This window comes from Allobosea sp. Tri-44, assembly GCF_004123845.1.
Taxonomy (GTDB): domain Bacteria; phylum Pseudomonadota; class Alphaproteobacteria; order Rhizobiales; family Beijerinckiaceae; genus Allobosea.
Genome location: NZ_NBDP01000030.1, coordinates 374,901 through 391,274 on the forward strand (window position 1 = coordinate 374,901; position 16,374 = coordinate 391,274).

Annotated in this window: 15 protein-coding genes; all 15 read left to right on the forward strand. The window is 67.3% G+C overall.

Annotation, left to right across the window (positions count from 1 at the left end):
- Positions 1 to 110 precede the first annotated feature (110 nt).
- On the forward strand, positions 111 to 1,601 hold the full coding sequence (gene xdhA, locus B6S44_RS18240; RefSeq protein WP_248309646.1) for a xanthine dehydrogenase small subunit: 1,491 nt from the start codon (positions 111 to 113) through the stop codon (positions 1,599 to 1,601).
- Positions 1,594 to 3,942, forward strand: coding sequence for a xanthine dehydrogenase molybdopterin binding subunit (gene xdhB / locus B6S44_RS18245; protein WP_129158297.1), 2,349 nt, complete (start codon positions 1,594 to 1,596; stop codon positions 3,940 to 3,942). The genes xdhA and xdhB overlap by 8 nt, the downstream gene beginning before the upstream one ends.
- Positions 3,939 to 4,784 carry a xanthine dehydrogenase accessory protein XdhC gene (xdhC, locus tag B6S44_RS18250; protein WP_129158298.1) on the forward strand — a complete coding sequence of 282 codons (846 nt, stop codon included), beginning with the start codon at positions 3,939 to 3,941 and terminating at the stop codon, positions 4,782 to 4,784. Before xdhB ends, xdhC begins: the two co-directional genes overlap by 4 nt.
- Positions 4,768 to 6,324 carry an ABC transporter ATP-binding protein gene (locus B6S44_RS18255; protein WP_129158299.1) on the forward strand — a complete coding sequence of 519 codons (1,557 nt, stop codon included), beginning with the start codon at positions 4,768 to 4,770 and terminating at the stop codon, positions 6,322 to 6,324. The genes xdhC and B6S44_RS18255 overlap by 17 nt, the downstream gene beginning before the upstream one ends.
- Positions 6,317 to 7,393 carry an ABC transporter permease gene (locus B6S44_RS18260; RefSeq protein ID WP_206735188.1) on the forward strand — a complete coding sequence of 359 codons (1,077 nt, stop codon included), beginning with the start codon at positions 6,317 to 6,319 and terminating at the stop codon, positions 7,391 to 7,393. The genes B6S44_RS18255 and B6S44_RS18260 overlap by 8 nt, the downstream gene beginning before the upstream one ends.
- Positions 7,390 to 8,313 carry an ABC transporter permease gene (locus B6S44_RS18265; protein ID WP_129158301.1) on the forward strand — a complete coding sequence of 308 codons (924 nt, stop codon included), beginning with the start codon at positions 7,390 to 7,392 and terminating at the stop codon, positions 8,311 to 8,313. Before B6S44_RS18260 ends, B6S44_RS18265 begins: the two co-directional genes overlap by 4 nt.
- A 30-nt stretch (positions 8,314 to 8,343) precedes the next feature.
- Positions 8,344 to 9,417, forward strand: coding sequence for a BMP family ABC transporter substrate-binding protein (locus tag B6S44_RS18270; RefSeq protein ID WP_129158302.1), 1,074 nt, complete (start codon positions 8,344 to 8,346; stop codon positions 9,415 to 9,417).
- 267 nt (positions 9,418 to 9,684) lie between these two features.
- Complete coding sequence (locus B6S44_RS18275; protein ID WP_129158303.1) at positions 9,685 to 10,854, forward strand: ABC transporter substrate-binding protein; 1,170 nt, start codon at positions 9,685 to 9,687, stop codon at positions 10,852 to 10,854.
- A gap of 165 nt (positions 10,855 to 11,019) precedes the next feature.
- Positions 11,020 to 11,946, forward strand: a complete 927-nt coding sequence (locus tag B6S44_RS18280; protein ID WP_129158304.1) for a branched-chain amino acid ABC transporter permease — start codon at positions 11,020 to 11,022, stop codon at positions 11,944 to 11,946.
- Complete coding sequence (locus B6S44_RS18285) at positions 11,943 to 12,935, forward strand: branched-chain amino acid ABC transporter permease (protein ID WP_129158305.1); 993 nt, start codon at positions 11,943 to 11,945, stop codon at positions 12,933 to 12,935. Before B6S44_RS18280 ends, B6S44_RS18285 begins: the two co-directional genes overlap by 4 nt.
- Positions 12,928 to 13,677 (forward strand): ABC transporter ATP-binding protein, encoded by a 750-nt coding sequence (locus B6S44_RS18290; RefSeq protein WP_129158306.1) that lies wholly within the window; start codon positions 12,928 to 12,930, stop codon positions 13,675 to 13,677. Before B6S44_RS18285 ends, B6S44_RS18290 begins: the two co-directional genes overlap by 8 nt.
- The gene (locus B6S44_RS18295) at positions 13,677 to 14,375 is read left to right on the forward strand and encodes an ABC transporter ATP-binding protein (RefSeq protein WP_129158307.1); all 699 of its coding nucleotides are present in this window, start codon (positions 13,677 to 13,679) and stop codon (positions 14,373 to 14,375) included. The genes B6S44_RS18290 and B6S44_RS18295 overlap by 1 nt, the downstream gene beginning before the upstream one ends.
- A gap of 15 nt (positions 14,376 to 14,390) precedes the next feature.
- A complete protein-coding gene (locus B6S44_RS18300; RefSeq protein ID WP_129158308.1) occupies positions 14,391 to 14,849 on the forward strand; it encodes a cupin domain-containing protein in 459 nt (152 codons plus the stop codon).
- 98 nt (positions 14,850 to 14,947) lie between these two features.
- A complete protein-coding gene (locus B6S44_RS18305; protein ID WP_129158309.1) occupies positions 14,948 to 15,328 on the forward strand; it encodes a PilZ domain-containing protein in 381 nt (126 codons plus the stop codon).
- A 55-nt stretch (positions 15,329 to 15,383) separates the two neighbouring features.
- Positions 15,384 to 16,370: a glycerophosphodiester phosphodiesterase family protein gene (locus tag B6S44_RS18310; RefSeq protein WP_129158310.1), complete on the forward strand. Its 987-nt coding sequence runs from the start codon at positions 15,384 to 15,386 to the stop codon at positions 16,368 to 16,370.
- Positions 16,371 to 16,374 lie beyond the last annotated feature (4 nt).

The window sequence follows — 16,374 nt, forward strand, 5'->3', positions numbered from 1 at the left end:
CGCTCCAGCTCAAATCGCGATCATATCTGCACCAAATCAAAGCTTCCGGCCAAGCCGTGAACGTGCCTAATCTTGGGGCATGAATCCGATCTGCGAGCGGCAAGACCGCCATGCACCGACCCGCCATGCGTGAGACCGTGCGTTTCCTGCTCGGCGACGAGCTGGTCGAGATCGCTTCCTGCGATCCGACCCGCACCGTGCTCGATTGGCTTCGGCTCGACCGCCGCCGCACCGGCACCAAGGAAGGCTGCGCCGAAGGCGATTGCGGCGCCTGCACCATCGTAGTCGGCCGGCTCGACGGTGGCCGCCTGCGCTATGAGGCGATCAATGCCTGCATCCGCTTCCTGCCGACGCTGGACGGCTGCCACGTCCTGACCGTCGAGCATCTGAGAAGCCCGGACGGCACGCTTCACCCGGTGCAGCAGGCGATGGTCGACTGCCATGGCTCGCAATGCGGCTTCTGCACGCCGGGCTTCGTGATGTCGCTGCTCGCACTCTGGCTGAGCGAGCGGGCGCCCTCGGTCCAGCGCATCGAGGACGCGCTCGCCGGAAACCTCTGCCGCTGCACCGGCTACGAGCCGATCATCGCCGCGGCGCAGCGCATGGATGCCGACGAGCGCGAGCGGGATCGGTTCGTCGCGGCGATGCCCGCGATCATCGCCCGGCTGAAAGCGCTCGCGGATAACGAGACGATCTCGATCGACGACGGCGAGCGCCACTTCTACGCCCCCGCCACCGTCGCGGCCTTGGCCGAACTCGTCAGCGCGCATCCGCAGGCAACGCTCGTGGCCGGCGCGACCGATGTCGGGCTCTGGGTCACCAAAGGCATGCGCCGGCTCGATCCGGTGATCTCTCTGGGCCGGCTCGACGAATTGCGCGCGATCTCGGACGAAGGCGATCATCTCCGCTTCGGCGCGATGGCGAACCAGGTCGCGGTGCGAGAAGCACTCGCGGGAATATCGCCGCAGCTCGACGAGATGATGCGCCGCTTCGGCGGCGAGCAAGTCCGCAATGCCGGCACGATCGGCGGCAACGTCGCCAATGGCTCGCCGATCGGCGACCTGCCGCCGGCGCTGATCGCACTCGGTGCGACCCTGGTACTGCGCAAAGGCAGCGAGCGCCGAGAACTCCTGCTCGAAGCCTTCTTCCTCGACTATCGCAAACAGGACCGGCAGCCAGGCGAATTCGTCGAAGCTGTGCTGGTGCCGAAACTGCCGAGAGGCGCGCTCTTCCATATCTCGAAGATCTCGAAGCGCTTCGACGAGGACATTTCCGCTGTCTGTGGCGCCTTCTATCTCGAACTCGATGACGCCGGTCGCGTCAGCGAGGCGCGGCTCGCCTATGGCGGCATGGCCGGCATCCCGAAGCGGGCGAAGGCTGCGGAAGCCGCCTTGCTCGGCGGTTCCTGGGACCAAGCATCGGTCACCACCGCAATCGCCGCGTTGGCGCAGGATTTCACGCCTCTCACCGACATGCGTGCCTCGGCCGCCTATCGGCTCAAGGTCGCCGGCAACCTGCTGCGACGCTTCCTGATCGAGACGACCCGCCCCGAAACCGCGACCCGCGTCGCCGGCCTGCTGGCGGAGGCCGCCCATGGCTGACGCACGCAAACGGCTCGATCTTGGCGAAACACGGCCGATCGTCGGCTCGCCGCTGAAGCACGATTCCGCCGAGAAGCACGTCGCCGGCGAAGCGCTCTATATCGACGATATCGCCGAACCGGCGGGCCTTGCCCATGCCTATATCGGCCTGTCCACCATCGCGCATGGCAAGCTGCTGGCGCTCGACCTGTCGGCCGTCCAAGCCGCGCCCGGCGTGCTCGCGGTCCTGACCGCCGCCGACATTCCCGGCGACAACGACATCTCCTCGACGCATAAACATGACGAGCCGGTCTTCGCGACTGGCGCGATCCTGCATCATGGCCAGCCGCTGTTTGCCGTCGTTGCGGAGACGCGCGAGCAGGCCCGCAACGCCGCGACGCTGGCCAAGGCTGCTTACGACGAGGCGCCTCCCCTGCTCGACGTCGCCGCGGCGCGCGCGGCTGGCTCCGATCTCGTCACCGAACCGCTGAAGCTTGAGCGCGGCGATCTGGCCGCCGCGCTTACCGCCAGCCCGCGCCGGCTGAAAGGCTCGATGGAAATCGGCGGGCAGGATCATTTCTATCTCGAAAGCCAGATCGCGCTCGCCATCCCCGGCGAGGACGGCGACATGCTGGTGCAGTCCTCGACCCAGCATCCGAGCGAGGTCCAGCACATGCTCGCCCAGGTGCTCGGCGTCGGCGCGCATGCGGTCACCATCGAGGTCCGGCGCATGGGCGGCGGCTTCGGCGGCAAGGAGACGCAGGCCAACCTCTTCGCCTGCGTCGCCGCACTCGCCGCCCGCAAGCTGAAGCGACCGGTGAAGCTCCGGCCCGACCGCGACGACGACATGGTCATCACCGGCAAGCGCCACGACTTCGTCGTCGACTACGAGATCGGCTTCGACGATGACGGCCATATCCATGCGGTCGATGCCGTCTATGCCGCCCGCTGCGGCTGGAACGCCGACCTCTCCGGCCCGGTCACCGACCGCGCCCTGTTCCACATGGATAATTGCTATTTCTACCCGGCGGTCCGGGCCCGCTCGGAGCCCTTGCGCACGCATACGGTCTCCAACACTGCCTTTCGCGGCTTCGGCGGACCGCAGGGCATGGTCGGAGCGGAGCGCTTCATCGAGGAGGTCGCCTACGCCACCGAGCTCGACCCGCTGGAGGTGAGGAAGCGCAATCTCTACGGCGGCGAAGGACGCGAAATCACGCCCTATCACCAGCCGGTCGAGGACATGATCGCCGGCGAGGTGATCGACGACCTCGCGCATTCCTGCGACTACCGTGCCCGGCAGGCGGCGATCCGCGCCTTCAACCGGGAGAGCCCGGTGATCAAGCGCGGCATCGCGCTGACGCCGGTCAAGTTCGGGATATCCTTCACCGCGACCTGGTACAATCAGGCCGGCGCGCTGGTGCATATCTATACAGACGGCACGGTGGCGCTGAACCATGGCGGTACCGAAATGGGCCAGGGGCTCTACCAGAAGGTGGCGCAGGTGGTGGCGCAGGCCTTCGGCATCGGGCTCGGCGACATCAAGATCACCGCGACGACGACCGGCAAGGTGCCGAACACCTCCGCCACCGCCGCCTCGTCCGGCTCGGACCTCAACGGCATGGCGGCGCTCGACGCCTGCGAGACGATCAAGAAGCGGCTCGTGACCTTCGCCGCCGCGCACTGGCAGGAAAAGCCGGAGGCGATCGTATTCCTGCCCGGACGCGTTCGGATCGGCGCACGCGAGATCGGCTTCGTCGAGCTGGTCAAGGCGGCGTACATGGCGCGCGTCCCGCTCTCGGCCACCGGCTTCTACGCGACGCCAAAGATCCATTGGGACCGCAAGGCCGGGCGCGGTCACCCGTTCTATTACTTCGCCTATGGCGCAGCTGCCGCCGAGGTCGCGATCGATACGCTGACCGGCGAATACAAGGTCGAGCGCGTCGATATCCTGCACGACTGCGGCAACTCGCTGAACCCGGCGATCGACAAGGGCCAGATCGAGGGCGGCTTCATCCAGGGCATGGGCTGGCTGACCACCGAGGAGCTGGTCTGGGACGAGAAGGGGCGGCTACAAACGCATGCGCCGTCGACCTACAAGATTCCGGTCGCCTCCGACCGGCCGCGCATCTTCAATGTCGCGCTGCTGGAGAATGCGCCGAACCGCGAGCACACGATCCATCGCTCCAAGGCGGTGGGCGAGCCGCCTTTGATGCTGGCGATCAGCGTTCTGCACGCGCTCTCCGACGCTGTCGCCAGCGTCGGCGATCACCGATACTGCCCGCAGCTCGACGCGCCGGCGACGCCGGAGCGGGTGCTCGACGCAGTCGACCGGGTGCGGTCGTTGGCGGAGGCGGCGCGATGACCCCCGCCGACTTTCTCGCCAGCAGCCTTGCCGAAGGCGCCGTCATCGTCCGCATCGCGGAGGCGCAAGGCTCGACGCCGCGCGAGGCCGGCGCGACCATGATCGTCAGCGCCCGTGGCAGCGCCGGCACCATCGGCGGCGGCCAGCTCGAATTCCACTGCATCGACCTTGCCCGCATTCTGCTCGACAGTGGTGGCCCGCAGCAGCTGATCGACATCCCACTCGGCCCGCAAATGGGTCAGTGCTGCGGCGGGCGCGTCCGGGTGGCGATGGAGCCGGCGACCGCTGCACATCTCGAAGCGCTGAAGCAGGACGAGGCGAAAGCCGCGGCCGAGCGGCCGCAGGTGCTGATCTTCGGCGCCGGCCATACAGGCAAGGCGCTGGTGCGGAGTCTCGCCCTGCTGCCGGTCGCAATAACCCTGATCGACGATCGCCCCGGCCAGTTCGATGAGGTGCCGGCGACTGTCGCCTGCCTGCAGCTCGACGATCCCGAGACTGCGCTGACCGCTGCCCGGCCCTGCTCGGCCTTCATTGTCCTGACCCATAGCCACGCGCTCGACTATCGCCTGGCCGAGGCGGCACTGCTGCGCGGCGACGCCGCTTATGTCGGCATGATCGGCTCGGCCACGAAGCGGGCTCGTTTCGAGGCGAGCTTCCGCCGCCGCCACCCCGGCAGCAAAGCGTTGACGCAACTCACCTGCCCGATCGGCGGATCGGATGTGCATGACAAGCGTCCGGAGGTGATCGCCGCCTTGACGAGCGCCGAGCTGGTGCGTTGCTTGCTTGGCGAGAGAGCGACGAAACGAGTGAGGCCACGGAACCGCCATGACGCAGCCGCCTGACCAGACGGCACCTTCGCGCCTGGCGCTCGCCCATGTCTCGAAGAGCTTTCCCGGCGTGAAGGCCAATCAGGACATCAGCCTCTCCGTCCGCCCCGGCGAGATCCACGCTTTGCTCGGCGAGAACGGCGCCGGCAAGTCGACCCTGGTCAAGATCATCTACGGCGTGCAGCGCGCCGACGAAGGGCAGATCAGCTTCGACGGCCGCCCGGTCGAGATCGCCTCGCCCAAGGCGGCGCGCAAGCTCGGCATCGGCATGGTCTTCCAGCACTTCTCGCTGTTCGACGGCATGACCGTGCTGGAGAACATCGCGCTCGGGCTCGACGAGACGGTGCCGCCCGAGGAGTTGAAGGCTAGGATCAAGGCGATCCTCGACAGCTATTCGCTGCCGCTCGATCCGGACCGCGAGGTCCACACGCTCTCGGTCGGTGAGCGCCAGCGCATCGAGATCGTGCGCTGCCTTTTGCAGAAGCCGAAGCTGCTGATCATGGACGAGCCGACCTCGGTGCTGACCCCGCAGGAGGTCGAGCGGCTGTTCGAGACGCTGCGCCAGATCGCAGCCGAAGGCTGCTCGATCCTCTACATCAGCCACAAGCTGCACGAGATCAAAGCGCTCTGCGAGGCCGCGACCATCCTGCGGGCTGGCCGGGTCGTCGCGGCCTGCGACCCGCGCATCGAGACGACGCAGCGCATGGCCGAATTGATGATCGGCGCCGAGCTGAAGTATCTCCAGCGACCAGCCGCCAGCAAGCAAGGCGCGGCGCGGCTCAGCGTCGAGCGCCTCGACATGCCGGGTGAGCCGCCCTTCGGCACCAGCCTGAAAGGCATCTCCTTCTCCGCCCAGGCCGGTGAGATCCTCGGCATCGCCGGCGTCGCCGGCAACGGCCAGGCTGAATTGCTGACGGCGCTCTCTGGTGAGCATCTCGCTGGCCGAGCCGATGCGATCAAGCTCGACGGCCGGCCGATCGGCCGGTCGGATGCCGGCGCGCGCCGTGCCGCTGGCCTCGCCTGCGTGCCCGAGGAGCGCAACGGCCATGCCGCCGTGCCCGAGTTCACGCTCGCCGAGAATGTCGTGCTGACCGCGCGCCATCGCCTGCCGCTGGCGCCGTCGGGTCTGATCCGGCAAGGGCCGGTCGAGCGCTATGCCGGTGACGTCATCGCGCGCTTCGACGTGCGCACCACCGGTTCGAGCGCGCTCGCCGGCTCGCTGTCCGGCGGCAACCTGCAGAAATTCATTATGGGTCGCGAGATCGGGCAAAGGCCCGACGTGCTCGTCGTGGCGCAGCCAACCTGGGGCGTCGATGCCGGCGCTGCCGCCGCGATCCGGCAGGCGCTGGTCGATCTTGCCGCACAGGGTTCGGCCATCGTCGTGATCTCGCAGGATCTCGACGAACTACTCGAACTCTCCGATCGGCTCTGCGTGATCAATGAGGGCCGGCTGTCGCAGGCGCGGCCGGTGGCCGGGCTGAAGCTCGAAGAGATCGGCCTGTTGATGGGCGGCGTCCACGGCGAGAGCCATGTCGCGGAGCCGGCGCATGCTTGAGTGGCGGCGCCGGCGCGAGCCCAGCAAGGCGATGCTCTATCTGAGCCCGCTGATCGCGATCGGGCTCACCATGCTGACCGGCATGCTGGTCTTCGGCGCGATCGGCTATGACGGCCTGCGCGCGGTGACCGCCATATTCATCACGCCGCTGATCGAGCCGCAGCGCTGGGCCGATCTCGGCGTCAAGGCGGCGCCTCTCATCATGATCGCACTCGGCCTCGCCATCGGCTTTCGCGCCAATGTCTGGAACATCGGCGCCGAGGGCCAATACGTCATGGGCGCCATCGCCGGCACCGGCGTCGCGCTCCTGACCCATGACATGACCGGTTGGTGGATCCTGCCGGCGATGGCGCTCGCCGGCATTCTCGGCGGCGCGGCCTATGCGGCAGTGCCGGCCCTGCTCAAGGTGCGCCTCCAGGTCAGCGAGATCCTGACCAGCCTGATGCTGACCTATGTCGCGGTGCAGTTCCTGTACTATCTCGTGCGCGGCCCATGGAAGGACCCGGACGGCTTCAACTTCCCCCAGACCAAGATGTTCAGCGGAAGCCAGACGCTGCCGGCGGTCGCGGAAGGCTCGCTCGTCCATGTCGGCGTGCCCCTGGCCATCCTGCTCGCGCTCATCGCCTGGTTCGTTCTGAGCAAGACCGTCGCCGGCTACGCCGTGCGCGTCGTCGGCCGTGCGCCGGCGGCCGCCCGTCATGGCGGCTTCGACGCCAACCGCGTCACCTGGGCGGTGCTGCTCACCGGGGGCGGCCTTGCCGGCCTCGCCGGGCTGCTCGAGGCGGCCGGCCCCTTTGGCCAGCTCACCCCGCAATTTCCGGTCGGCTACGGCTTCACCGCGATCATCGTCGCCTTTCTCGGCCGGCTCTCGCCTGTCGGCATCGTCTTCGGCGCGCTGGTGCTGGCGGTGACCTATGTCGGCGGCGAGATCGCCCAGAGCACGGTCCGGCTGCCCTCGGCAGCCACGGGCATGTTCCAGGCGCTGCTGCTGTTCTTCCTGCTCGCGACCGACGTGCTGGTGCGCTGGCGGCTCGCCTGGAAGGCGCGCCCGGCGAAGGTCGCGCCATGACCGCCGCCATCCTCGTCTCGATCTTCATGACACTAGCCGCGGCGGCAACGCCGATCCTGCTCGCGGCTTTAGGCGAACTCGTCACCGAGAAGGCCGGCGTCCTCAATCTCGGCGTCGAAGGCATGATGCTGTGCGGCGCGGTCGCCGGCTTTGCCGTGGCCTATTCCACCGGCAGCGTCGCGCTCGGGCTCATCGCCGCCACGCTGGCAGGCGTCGCGGCAGCGATGATCTTCGCGCTGCTGACGCTCGGCCTCGGCTCCAACCAGGTCGCGACGGGCCTCGCCCTGACGATCTTCGGCATCGGCGCCTCCTCGCTGATCGGCGCCGGCTTCGTCGGCCGCACGATTACGCGGCTCGGCCCACTCTTCCCCGCCGATTATGCCGCGCATCCCTGGCTGCGCCTCGTCTTCGGCCATGACGCGATCGTCTATCTTTCGCTCGCGCTCGTCCTTGCCGTCGGCCTGTTCCTGCGCCGTACGCGGGCCGGGCTGATCCTGCGCGCCGTCGGCGAAAATGCCGATTCCGCCCATGCCATCGGCTATCGCGTGCTGGCGATCCGCACGGCCGCGACCGCCTTCGGCGGGGCGCTTGCGGGGCTCGGCGGCGCCTATTTCTCGCTGGCGCTCACCCCGATGTGGGCCGACCGGCTGACTGCTGGTCGCGGCTGGATTGCGCTCGCCCTCGTCGTCTTCGCGGCGTGGAAGCCGGGCCGGCTCCTGATCGGTGCCTATCTCTTCGGCGCGGTCGCGACCTTCGAATTGCAGGCCAAGGCCGCCGGCTGGAGCTTCGTCGCGCCGGAGGTGCTGGCGATGACCCCCTACCTTGCGACGATTGTGGTTCTGACCATGATGTCGCTAGGACGGAGGACCGGCGGGCGCGATGCGCCAGCCTGCCTCGGCAAGCCTTTCCCGGCGCAGTGAGCGCCGCAACCGACAACGGGGAGCACCATCATGTCGACCATCATCACCCGCCGCACGCTTCTTGCCGGCGCGGCCGCAACTTCGGTTCTGCCGCTCACGGGCGCCCGGGCCCAGGCGCCCTTCGGCGTCGGCTTCGTCTATGTCGGCCCCGTCGGCGACCATGGCTGGACCTGGACGCATGACCAGGGGCGCAAGGCGGTCGAGGCCGCCTATGGCAACAAGGTCAAGACCAGCTTCATCGAGAACGTCGCCGAAGGCCCCGATGCGGCGCGTGCCATCCGCCAGCTCGCGCAGGCCGGCGACAAGCTGATCTTCACCACCTCCTTCGGCTTCATGAACCCGACCATCCAGGTGGCGAAGCAGTTCCCCAAGGTCTTTTTCGAGCACGCGACCGGCTACCAGCGCGCCGAGAACGTCGCGACCTACAATGCCCGCTTCTACGAGGGCCGCGCGGTGATCGGCACGATTGCCGGGCACATGTCGAAATCGGGCCAGGCCGGCTACATCGCCTCCTTCCCGATCCCCGAGGTGGTGATGGGCATCAACGCCTTCCATCTCGCTGCCAAGAAGGTGAACCCGAACTTCAAGACCAAGGTGATCTGGGCCTCGACCTGGTACGACCCGGCCAAGGAAGCCGACGCCGCCAAGGCGCTGATCGACCAGGGCTGCGACATCATCACCCAGCACACCGATTCCGCCGCGGCCCTGCAGGCTGCCGAGCAGCGCGGCGTCTACGCCTTCGGCCAGGCCTCTGACATGAAGGCCTTCGCGCCCAAGGCGCATCTCTCGGCGATCGTCGACGACTGGTCGGGCTATTACGTCAAGCGCGTCAAGGAGGCGATGGACGGCAGCTGGAAGAGCGGCGACGTCTGGGGCGGCATCAAGGACGGCATGGTCAAGCTCGCGCCCTATAACGACGCGGTCAGCCCGGCGGCGCGCGCCGCAGCGGACGAGCTCCAGAAGGGCATCGTCTCCGGCACGATCCACCCCTTTACCGGCGAGCTCAAGGACCAGAAGGGCACGCTGCGCCTCAAGGCCGGCGAGACCGCCACCGACGAGGTGCTCTCGAAGATGGACTGGTACGTCGACGGCGTGCAGGCATAAGGCCGGCAGCTAGGACGCGTCATGCTCGGGCTCGTCCCGAGCATCTCAGGCCGAAGGAGGCGCCCGAGGTGCCTTCTCGTCCAAAGATTCTCGGGTCTGCGCCTCGCTTCGCCCGAGAATGGCGCCATCCGACCGCGCATAAAAATTACCGATCAGAACCCCTTGCAGATATTTTAAGCTTGAAACAATATGGCCGTGGCGCTGCTTGAAACGGGGATGGGGATCCCTTCGGCGGCGGCTATCGCAGGTCCCGGGAGGACATCCGACATGACACTGAAATTCGCTTTGTCGCTCAGTGCCGGCGCGCTCGCGCTCGGGCTTTCCGCTGCCCAGGCGCAGGAGCCCCTGAAGATCGGCGTGGTCAGCGTGCTGACCGGCCCGGCGGCGGCGCTCGGCCAGCAGGTTCGCGACGGCTTCCAGCTCGCCGTCGATCAGAACGGCGGCAAGCTCGGCGGCGTGCCGGTGCAGATCACCGTGATCGACGACGAGCTCAAGCCCGACGTCGCAGTCGGCAAGGTCCGCAGCTTCGTCGAGGGCGGCAAAGTCGACTTCGTCGTCGGCCCGGTGTTCTCGAACATCCTTGGCGCCATCGCCAAGCCGGTGCTCGATTCCGGCGCGATCCTGATCAGCCCGAATGCCGGTCCCTCGACCATGGCCGGCAAGGCCTGCCACCAGAACTTCTTCGTGACCTCGTACCAGAACGACCAGGTCCACGAGGTGCTGGGCAAGTACGCGCAGGACCAGAACTACAAGAAGGCCTACATCATCGCGCCGAACTACCAGGCCGGTAAGGACTCGCTCGCCGGCTTCAAGCGCTACTTCAAGGGCGAGATCCTCGATGAGGTCTATGTCCCGCTGACCTCGCTCGACTTCGCGGCGGAACTCGCCAAGATCGCCTCGGCCAAGCCCGACGTGGTCTTTGCCTTCCTGCCCGGCGGCCTCGGCGTCAACTTCGTCAAGCAGTGGTCGCAGGCCGGCCTCACCGGCAAGGTGCCCTTCCTCTCCGCCTTCACGGTCGACGAGTCGACGCTGCCGGCGCAGCAGGATGCGGCGGTCGGCATGTTCGGCGGCATGACCTGGGCGCCGAACATGGACAACCCGCAGACAAAGAAGTTCGTCGCGGCCTATGAGGCGGCCTACAAGATCGTCCCCGGCTCCTATGCCCAGCAGTCCTATGACGCGGCGCAGCTGATCGATTCGGCCGTGAAGGCCGCCGGCGGCACCGGCGACAAGGACAAGCTGCGCGCCGCGATCAAGAAGGCCGACTTCACCTCGCTGCGCGGCAAGTTCAAGTTCAACACCAATGGCTACCCGATCCAGGACTTCTACCTGGTCAAGGTCGCCAAGCGCGCCGACGGCAAGTTCCAGACCGAGATCGCCCAGAAGGTGTTCGAGGACTACGCCGATCCGCACGCGAAGGACTGCGCGCTGAAGTGACGGCGCGGCGTTCCAACGCCACCGTCATTCCGGACAAGCTGCGAAGCAGCGCAGCTCCGGAATCCATCGTAGAGCCCAGCGCCCTATGATGGATTCCGGCGCTCCGCTTCGCTGCGGCCGGAATGACGTCGAGAGTGATCGCCAAGGCAGAATGAACCGGCACCGATGACCACCGGCCTCCTCATCGTCCAGATCCTGAACGGGCTGCAGTTCGGCATCCTGCTGTTCCTGGTGGCGGCGGGATTGACGCTGGTCTTCGGCGTCATGGACTTCATCAACCTGGCGCATGGCGTGCAGTACATGCTCGGCGCCTATCTGGCGGTGACCTTCGTCTCGCTGACGGGTTCCTTCGTGCTCGGCCTGGTGCTGGCGCTGGCAGCGGCACTGGTCTTCGGCCTCGCGCTCGAATTCCTAGTCTTCCGCCATCTCTACGAGCGCGACCATCTCGATCAGGTGCTGGCGACCTTCGGGCTGATCCTGCTGCTCAACCAGGGCGTCAAGATGGTCTGGGGCGCCGCTCCACTCTCCGTGCCGCTGCCGGTGTTCCTCACCGGCAATGTCGCACTGATGGACGGCATCCTCTACCCGACCTACCGCTTTGCGCTCATCGGATCGGGGCTGGCGGTCGGCGCCCTGCTCTGGTTCATCGTCGAGAAGACCCGCACCGGCATGCTGCTGCGTGCCGGCGCCTCGAACGCGCCGATGGTCTCGGCGCTCGGCGTCGACATCCGCAAGCTGTTCATGATCGTCTTCGCCTTCGGCACCATGCTGGCGGGCTTCGCCGGGGCGATGGCGGCGCCGATCCTCTCGGTCGAACCTGGCATGGGCGACACCGTGCTGATCCTCGCCTTCGTCGTCATCGTCATCGGCGGCATCGGCTCGATCCGCGGCGCCTTCGTCGCGGCCTTGATCGTCGGCCTCGTCGACACGCTCGGCCGCTCCTTCATGAACGACCTGCTCCGGCTGTTCATGAGCGCGCCCTCGGCGCGGGCGACCGGCGCGGCACTGTCCTCGATGCTGATCTATCTCCTGATGGCGGTGGTGCTGTTCGTGCGGCCGGAAGGGTTGCTGCCGGCGCGAGGCCGGACATGAGCGCGACGCCGGCCACCGCCGATATCACCAGCGTCGCACCGCCGCGCGAGCGCGCCAAGGTCCTGCTGCCGGCCATCCTGTTCCTGCTGCTGGCTCTGGCGCCGCTTGCGGTTTCGCTCGGCATGCCGGCCGGCTGGCTCGCGCTGCTGACGCGGGCGCTGATCTTCGCCATCGCCGCGCTCTCGCTCGACCTCATCCTCGGCGTCGGCGGGCTGGTTTCCTTCGGCCACGCTGCCTTCCTCGGCATCGGCGCCTATGTCACCGGCATCATGATCACCGAGGGCAAGAGCGAGGCGCTGATGATCCTGCCGGTGATCCTCGCCGTCTGCGCGCTGTTCGGCGCGATCACCGGCGCGGTCTGCCTGCGCACGCGCGGCGTCGCCTTCATCATGATCACCCTCGCCTTCGGCCAGATGGTCTATTTCCTGGCGCAGGCGCTCTCGGCCTATGGCGGCGATGACGGGCTGACGCTCTACGAGAAAAGCACGCTTCTCGGCTTCAACCCGTTCGCGAACCGGACCTCGTTCTATTACACCGTGCTCATCGCACTCGGCGGCGCCTATCTTCTGGTGCGCGGCCTCGTCGCGTCGCGCTTTGGCCGGGTGCTCAGGGCGGCGCGCGAAAACCCGACCAGGGTCAGCGTCACCGGCTTCGACGTCACCCGCGTGCGGCTCATCGCCTATGTGATCAGCGGCATGCTGGCGGGCCTGTCCGGCTTTTTCCTCGCCAACCACACCGAGTTTGTCAGCCCGGCCTTCATGTCCTGGCAGCGCTCGGGCGAATTGATCTTCATGGCGGTGCTCGGCGGCGTCGGCTCGCTGCACGGCGCGATCATCGGCGCTGTCGCCTATCTGATCGCCGAGGATGCGCTTTCGCACCTGACCGAGCACTGGCGCGCCATCTTCGGGCCGTTGATCATCCTGTTCGTGCTGTTCACTCGCGGCGGCATCGTCGGGATGCTGCGCAAGCTGGGCTCGCGTCATGGCTGAGCCGGTTCTCGTCCTCGAGGCGTTGAGCAAATCCTTCGGCGCGCTGAAGGTCACGGACGGCGTCAGCCTCGCCGTCGCGCCGGGCGAACTGCATGCGCTGATCGGCCCGAACGGCGCCGGCAAGACGACGCTCGTGCACCAGATCTCCGGCATGCTGACGCCCGATGCCGGCATCATCCGGTTCCGCAGCCAGGACGTCACGGCGTTCAATGCCGAGAAGCGTGCCCGCCACGGCCTGGCGCGGACCTTCCAGATCACCTCGACCATCGCCTCGCTCTCGGCGCTGGAGAATGTCGCACTCGGCGTCCAGGCCAAGGCCACGCATCCGCTCTCCTTCTTCCGCAACGCCGCCAGCGACGAGCGTCTCAACCGCCCTGCCCGCGCCGCGCTGGATGCGGTCGGATTGTCCGAGCGCGCCCACATCCCCGCGGGCAGCCTGTCGCATGGCGAGAAGCGGGCGCTGGAGATCGCCATGGCGCTGGCGCTGGAGCCGGCAGCGATCCTGCTCGACGAGCCGCTCGCCGGCGTCGGCAAGGAGGAAGGCGAGCGGCTGATCGGCCTGCTCAAGAGCCTGAAGGGGCGCTACGCCATGCTGCTGGTCGAGCACGACATGGAGGCGGTGTTCGCGCTGGCCGACACGGTCAGCGTGCTGGTCTATGGCCGCGTCATCGCATCCGGCGATCCCGCTGCAGTTCGGGCCGATCCGGCTGTGCGCGAAGCCTATCTCGGCGAGGAGGGCTGATGCTCACCGTCGAGAACCTCGATGCCGGCTATGGCGAAGCGCAGATCCTGTTCGGCGTCGATCTTGCGGTCGGCGCCGGTGAGGTCGTGACCCTGCTCGGGCGCAACGGCATGGGCAAGACCACGACGGTGCGCGCCATCATGGGGCTGATCCGGCCGCGCGCCGGCCGCGTCAGCTTCGGCGGCGTCGACCTCACCGGCAGTGCGCCCTTCCGGCTGGCGCAGGCCGGGATCGGGCTGGTGCCGGAAGGGCGGCAGGTTTTCCCGACGCTCTCGGTCGAGGAGAACCTGATCGCCACCGCCGCCAGCCGTTTCGGCACGCCACGCTGGACGCTGGAGCGCGTCTACGCCTTCCTGCCCCGGCTGCAGGAGCGCAAGGCCAATCGCGGCAACCAGCTCTCCGGCGGCGAGCAGCAGATGCTGGCGATCGGCCGGGCGCTGATGACCAATCCCAAGCTCGTCATCCTCGATGAAGCCACCGAGGGGCTGGCACCGATCATCCGGCAGGAGATCTGGTCCTGCCTGTCGGCGCTGAAGGCCGAGGGTGAATCGATCCTTGTGATCGACAAGAACGTCGATGCGCTTGCCAAGATCGCCGACCGGCATGTCGTGCTGGAGAAGGGCCGCGTCGCCTGGCGCGGCAGCAGCGACGATCTGCGCAGCGACAGCGCGGTCAAGGACCGCTTCCTGCACCTCTAAGAAGGAGACCCGACGATGAAGCCTCTGACCGCCGGCGTGACCAAGGCCAATGAGGGGATCGACGCGATCTCCTGGAACATCCTCGGCCAGACCTATGTGCCGAAGATGCTGAGCGAAGACAGCTTCTCCTGGCACGCCACCTTCCCGCCCGGCACCTTCGTGCCGCCGCATATCCATCCGACCCAGGACGAGTTCATTTACATGCTCGAGGGCCGTCTCGACCTCGTGCTCGACGGCCAGGAATCGCATGCCCTGCCCGGCGACCTGATCAAGCTGCCGCGCAACATCCCGCATGGCCTGTTCAACAAGAGCGACTCGGCCGTGAAGTGCCTGTTCTGGGTCGCGCCGACTGGCCGGCTCTACGACCTGTTCTGGGCGATCCATTCGATGCAGGAGCAGAATCCGGCCGAGGTCGTTGCCCTCGCGGCGCGCTACGAGATCGACTTCCTGCCGCCCCCGCCCGAAGGAGCCTGAGCGAGGCGCAGCGCGGTTAAGGTTAAGCAAAGCTTACTGCTGCAACCAAGAGCATTCCCGGGCATTGTTTCAACCTGAGCTAGAACAAGGTCAGGCCGATGCCCACCGCCACCATTCTCACCGAACGCCGCCGCTCCGCCCGCAACCGGACGCTGATCGGCGGCAAGGTCATCTTCAACCAGCGGCAGTCGACGCTGGACTGCACCGTCAGGAACCTGTCGGAAGACGGGGCACTGCTGGTTTTCTCGGGCAGCGTCGCCTTGCCCGACCTGTTCGAACTCTATCTCCCGCTGAAGCGCGAGAGCCGGATGGTGCGCACCCGCTGGCGCGACAGCGCGCGCATCGGCGTCGCCTTTGCTGCAGCCTCGAAGCAGGATGATGCTCCTGTTCCACTCGACCTGGTGCGGCGCCTGCGCCGGCTCGAACAGGAGAACGCGACCCTGAAGGCGCGCATCGTCGAGCTGACGGAAGGCGCCTGAGTTCCGGCTGAATTTCGCCGGCTTTCACCGCCGACATCGCGCCCTTTTCGAGGGGATAGCGATGAAACGATTCTGGGTGGCTGCCGGCGTTGTGGTCGCGGCCTTGGGCGGCACCGCCTTCGTGCAAAACACTGCGCTGCTGGCTCCGGCGACGACGGAGCGTCCCGTGCTGCTCGCGCATCGTGGGCTGGCGCAGACCTATCCATCGAGCGGCGTCAACGACACGACCTGCACAGCGAGCCGCATCAATACGCCGGAACACCCCTATCTCGAAAACACGCTCGCCTCGATGGAAGCGGCCTTCGCTGCAGGCGCGGACATCGTCGAGTTCGACGTCCACCCGACCACCAATGGCCAGTTCGCGGTGATCCACGACTGGACGCTGGACTGCCGGACCAACGGGACGGGCGTCACCCGCGAGAAGACGCTCGCAGAACTCAAGGCACTCGACATTGGCTATGGCTATACGGCCGACGGCGGCAAGACCTATCCCTTCCGCGGCAAGGGCATCGGCCTGATGCCGTCGCTGGACGAGGTGCTGGCGCGCATTCCAGATCGGCGTTTGCTGATCAACGTCAAGAGCAACGATCCGCGCGAGGGCGAGTTGCTCGCCGAACGCCTGCTGAAGCTCCCTCCGGCGCAGCTCGCGCTGCTGATGGCCTATGGCGGCGATCGGCCGATCGCGGTGCTGCGCGAACGCATCCCGACCCTGCGCACCATGTCCAAAGAGGCAGAGAAGCGCTGCCTGATCCACCATCTCGCAATGGGCTGGGCCGGGCTGACGCCGCAATCCTGCGAACGGCAGCTCTTGCTGATCCCGTCCAACTACACGAGGTGGATCTGGGGCTGGCCGGCGCGGTTCACGGCACGCATGCGGGCCGCCGGCAGCGAGGTCATCGTCGCCGGCCCGCTGGTCGGCGGCGACGGCTCCGCCGGGATCGACCGGACGGAGGAACTGGCAGCCCTCGAGCGGCCGATTCCCGGGATCTGGACCAACCGGATCGACCGCATCGCGCCGCTGGTACGGGCAGAGCAACCCTGATCGC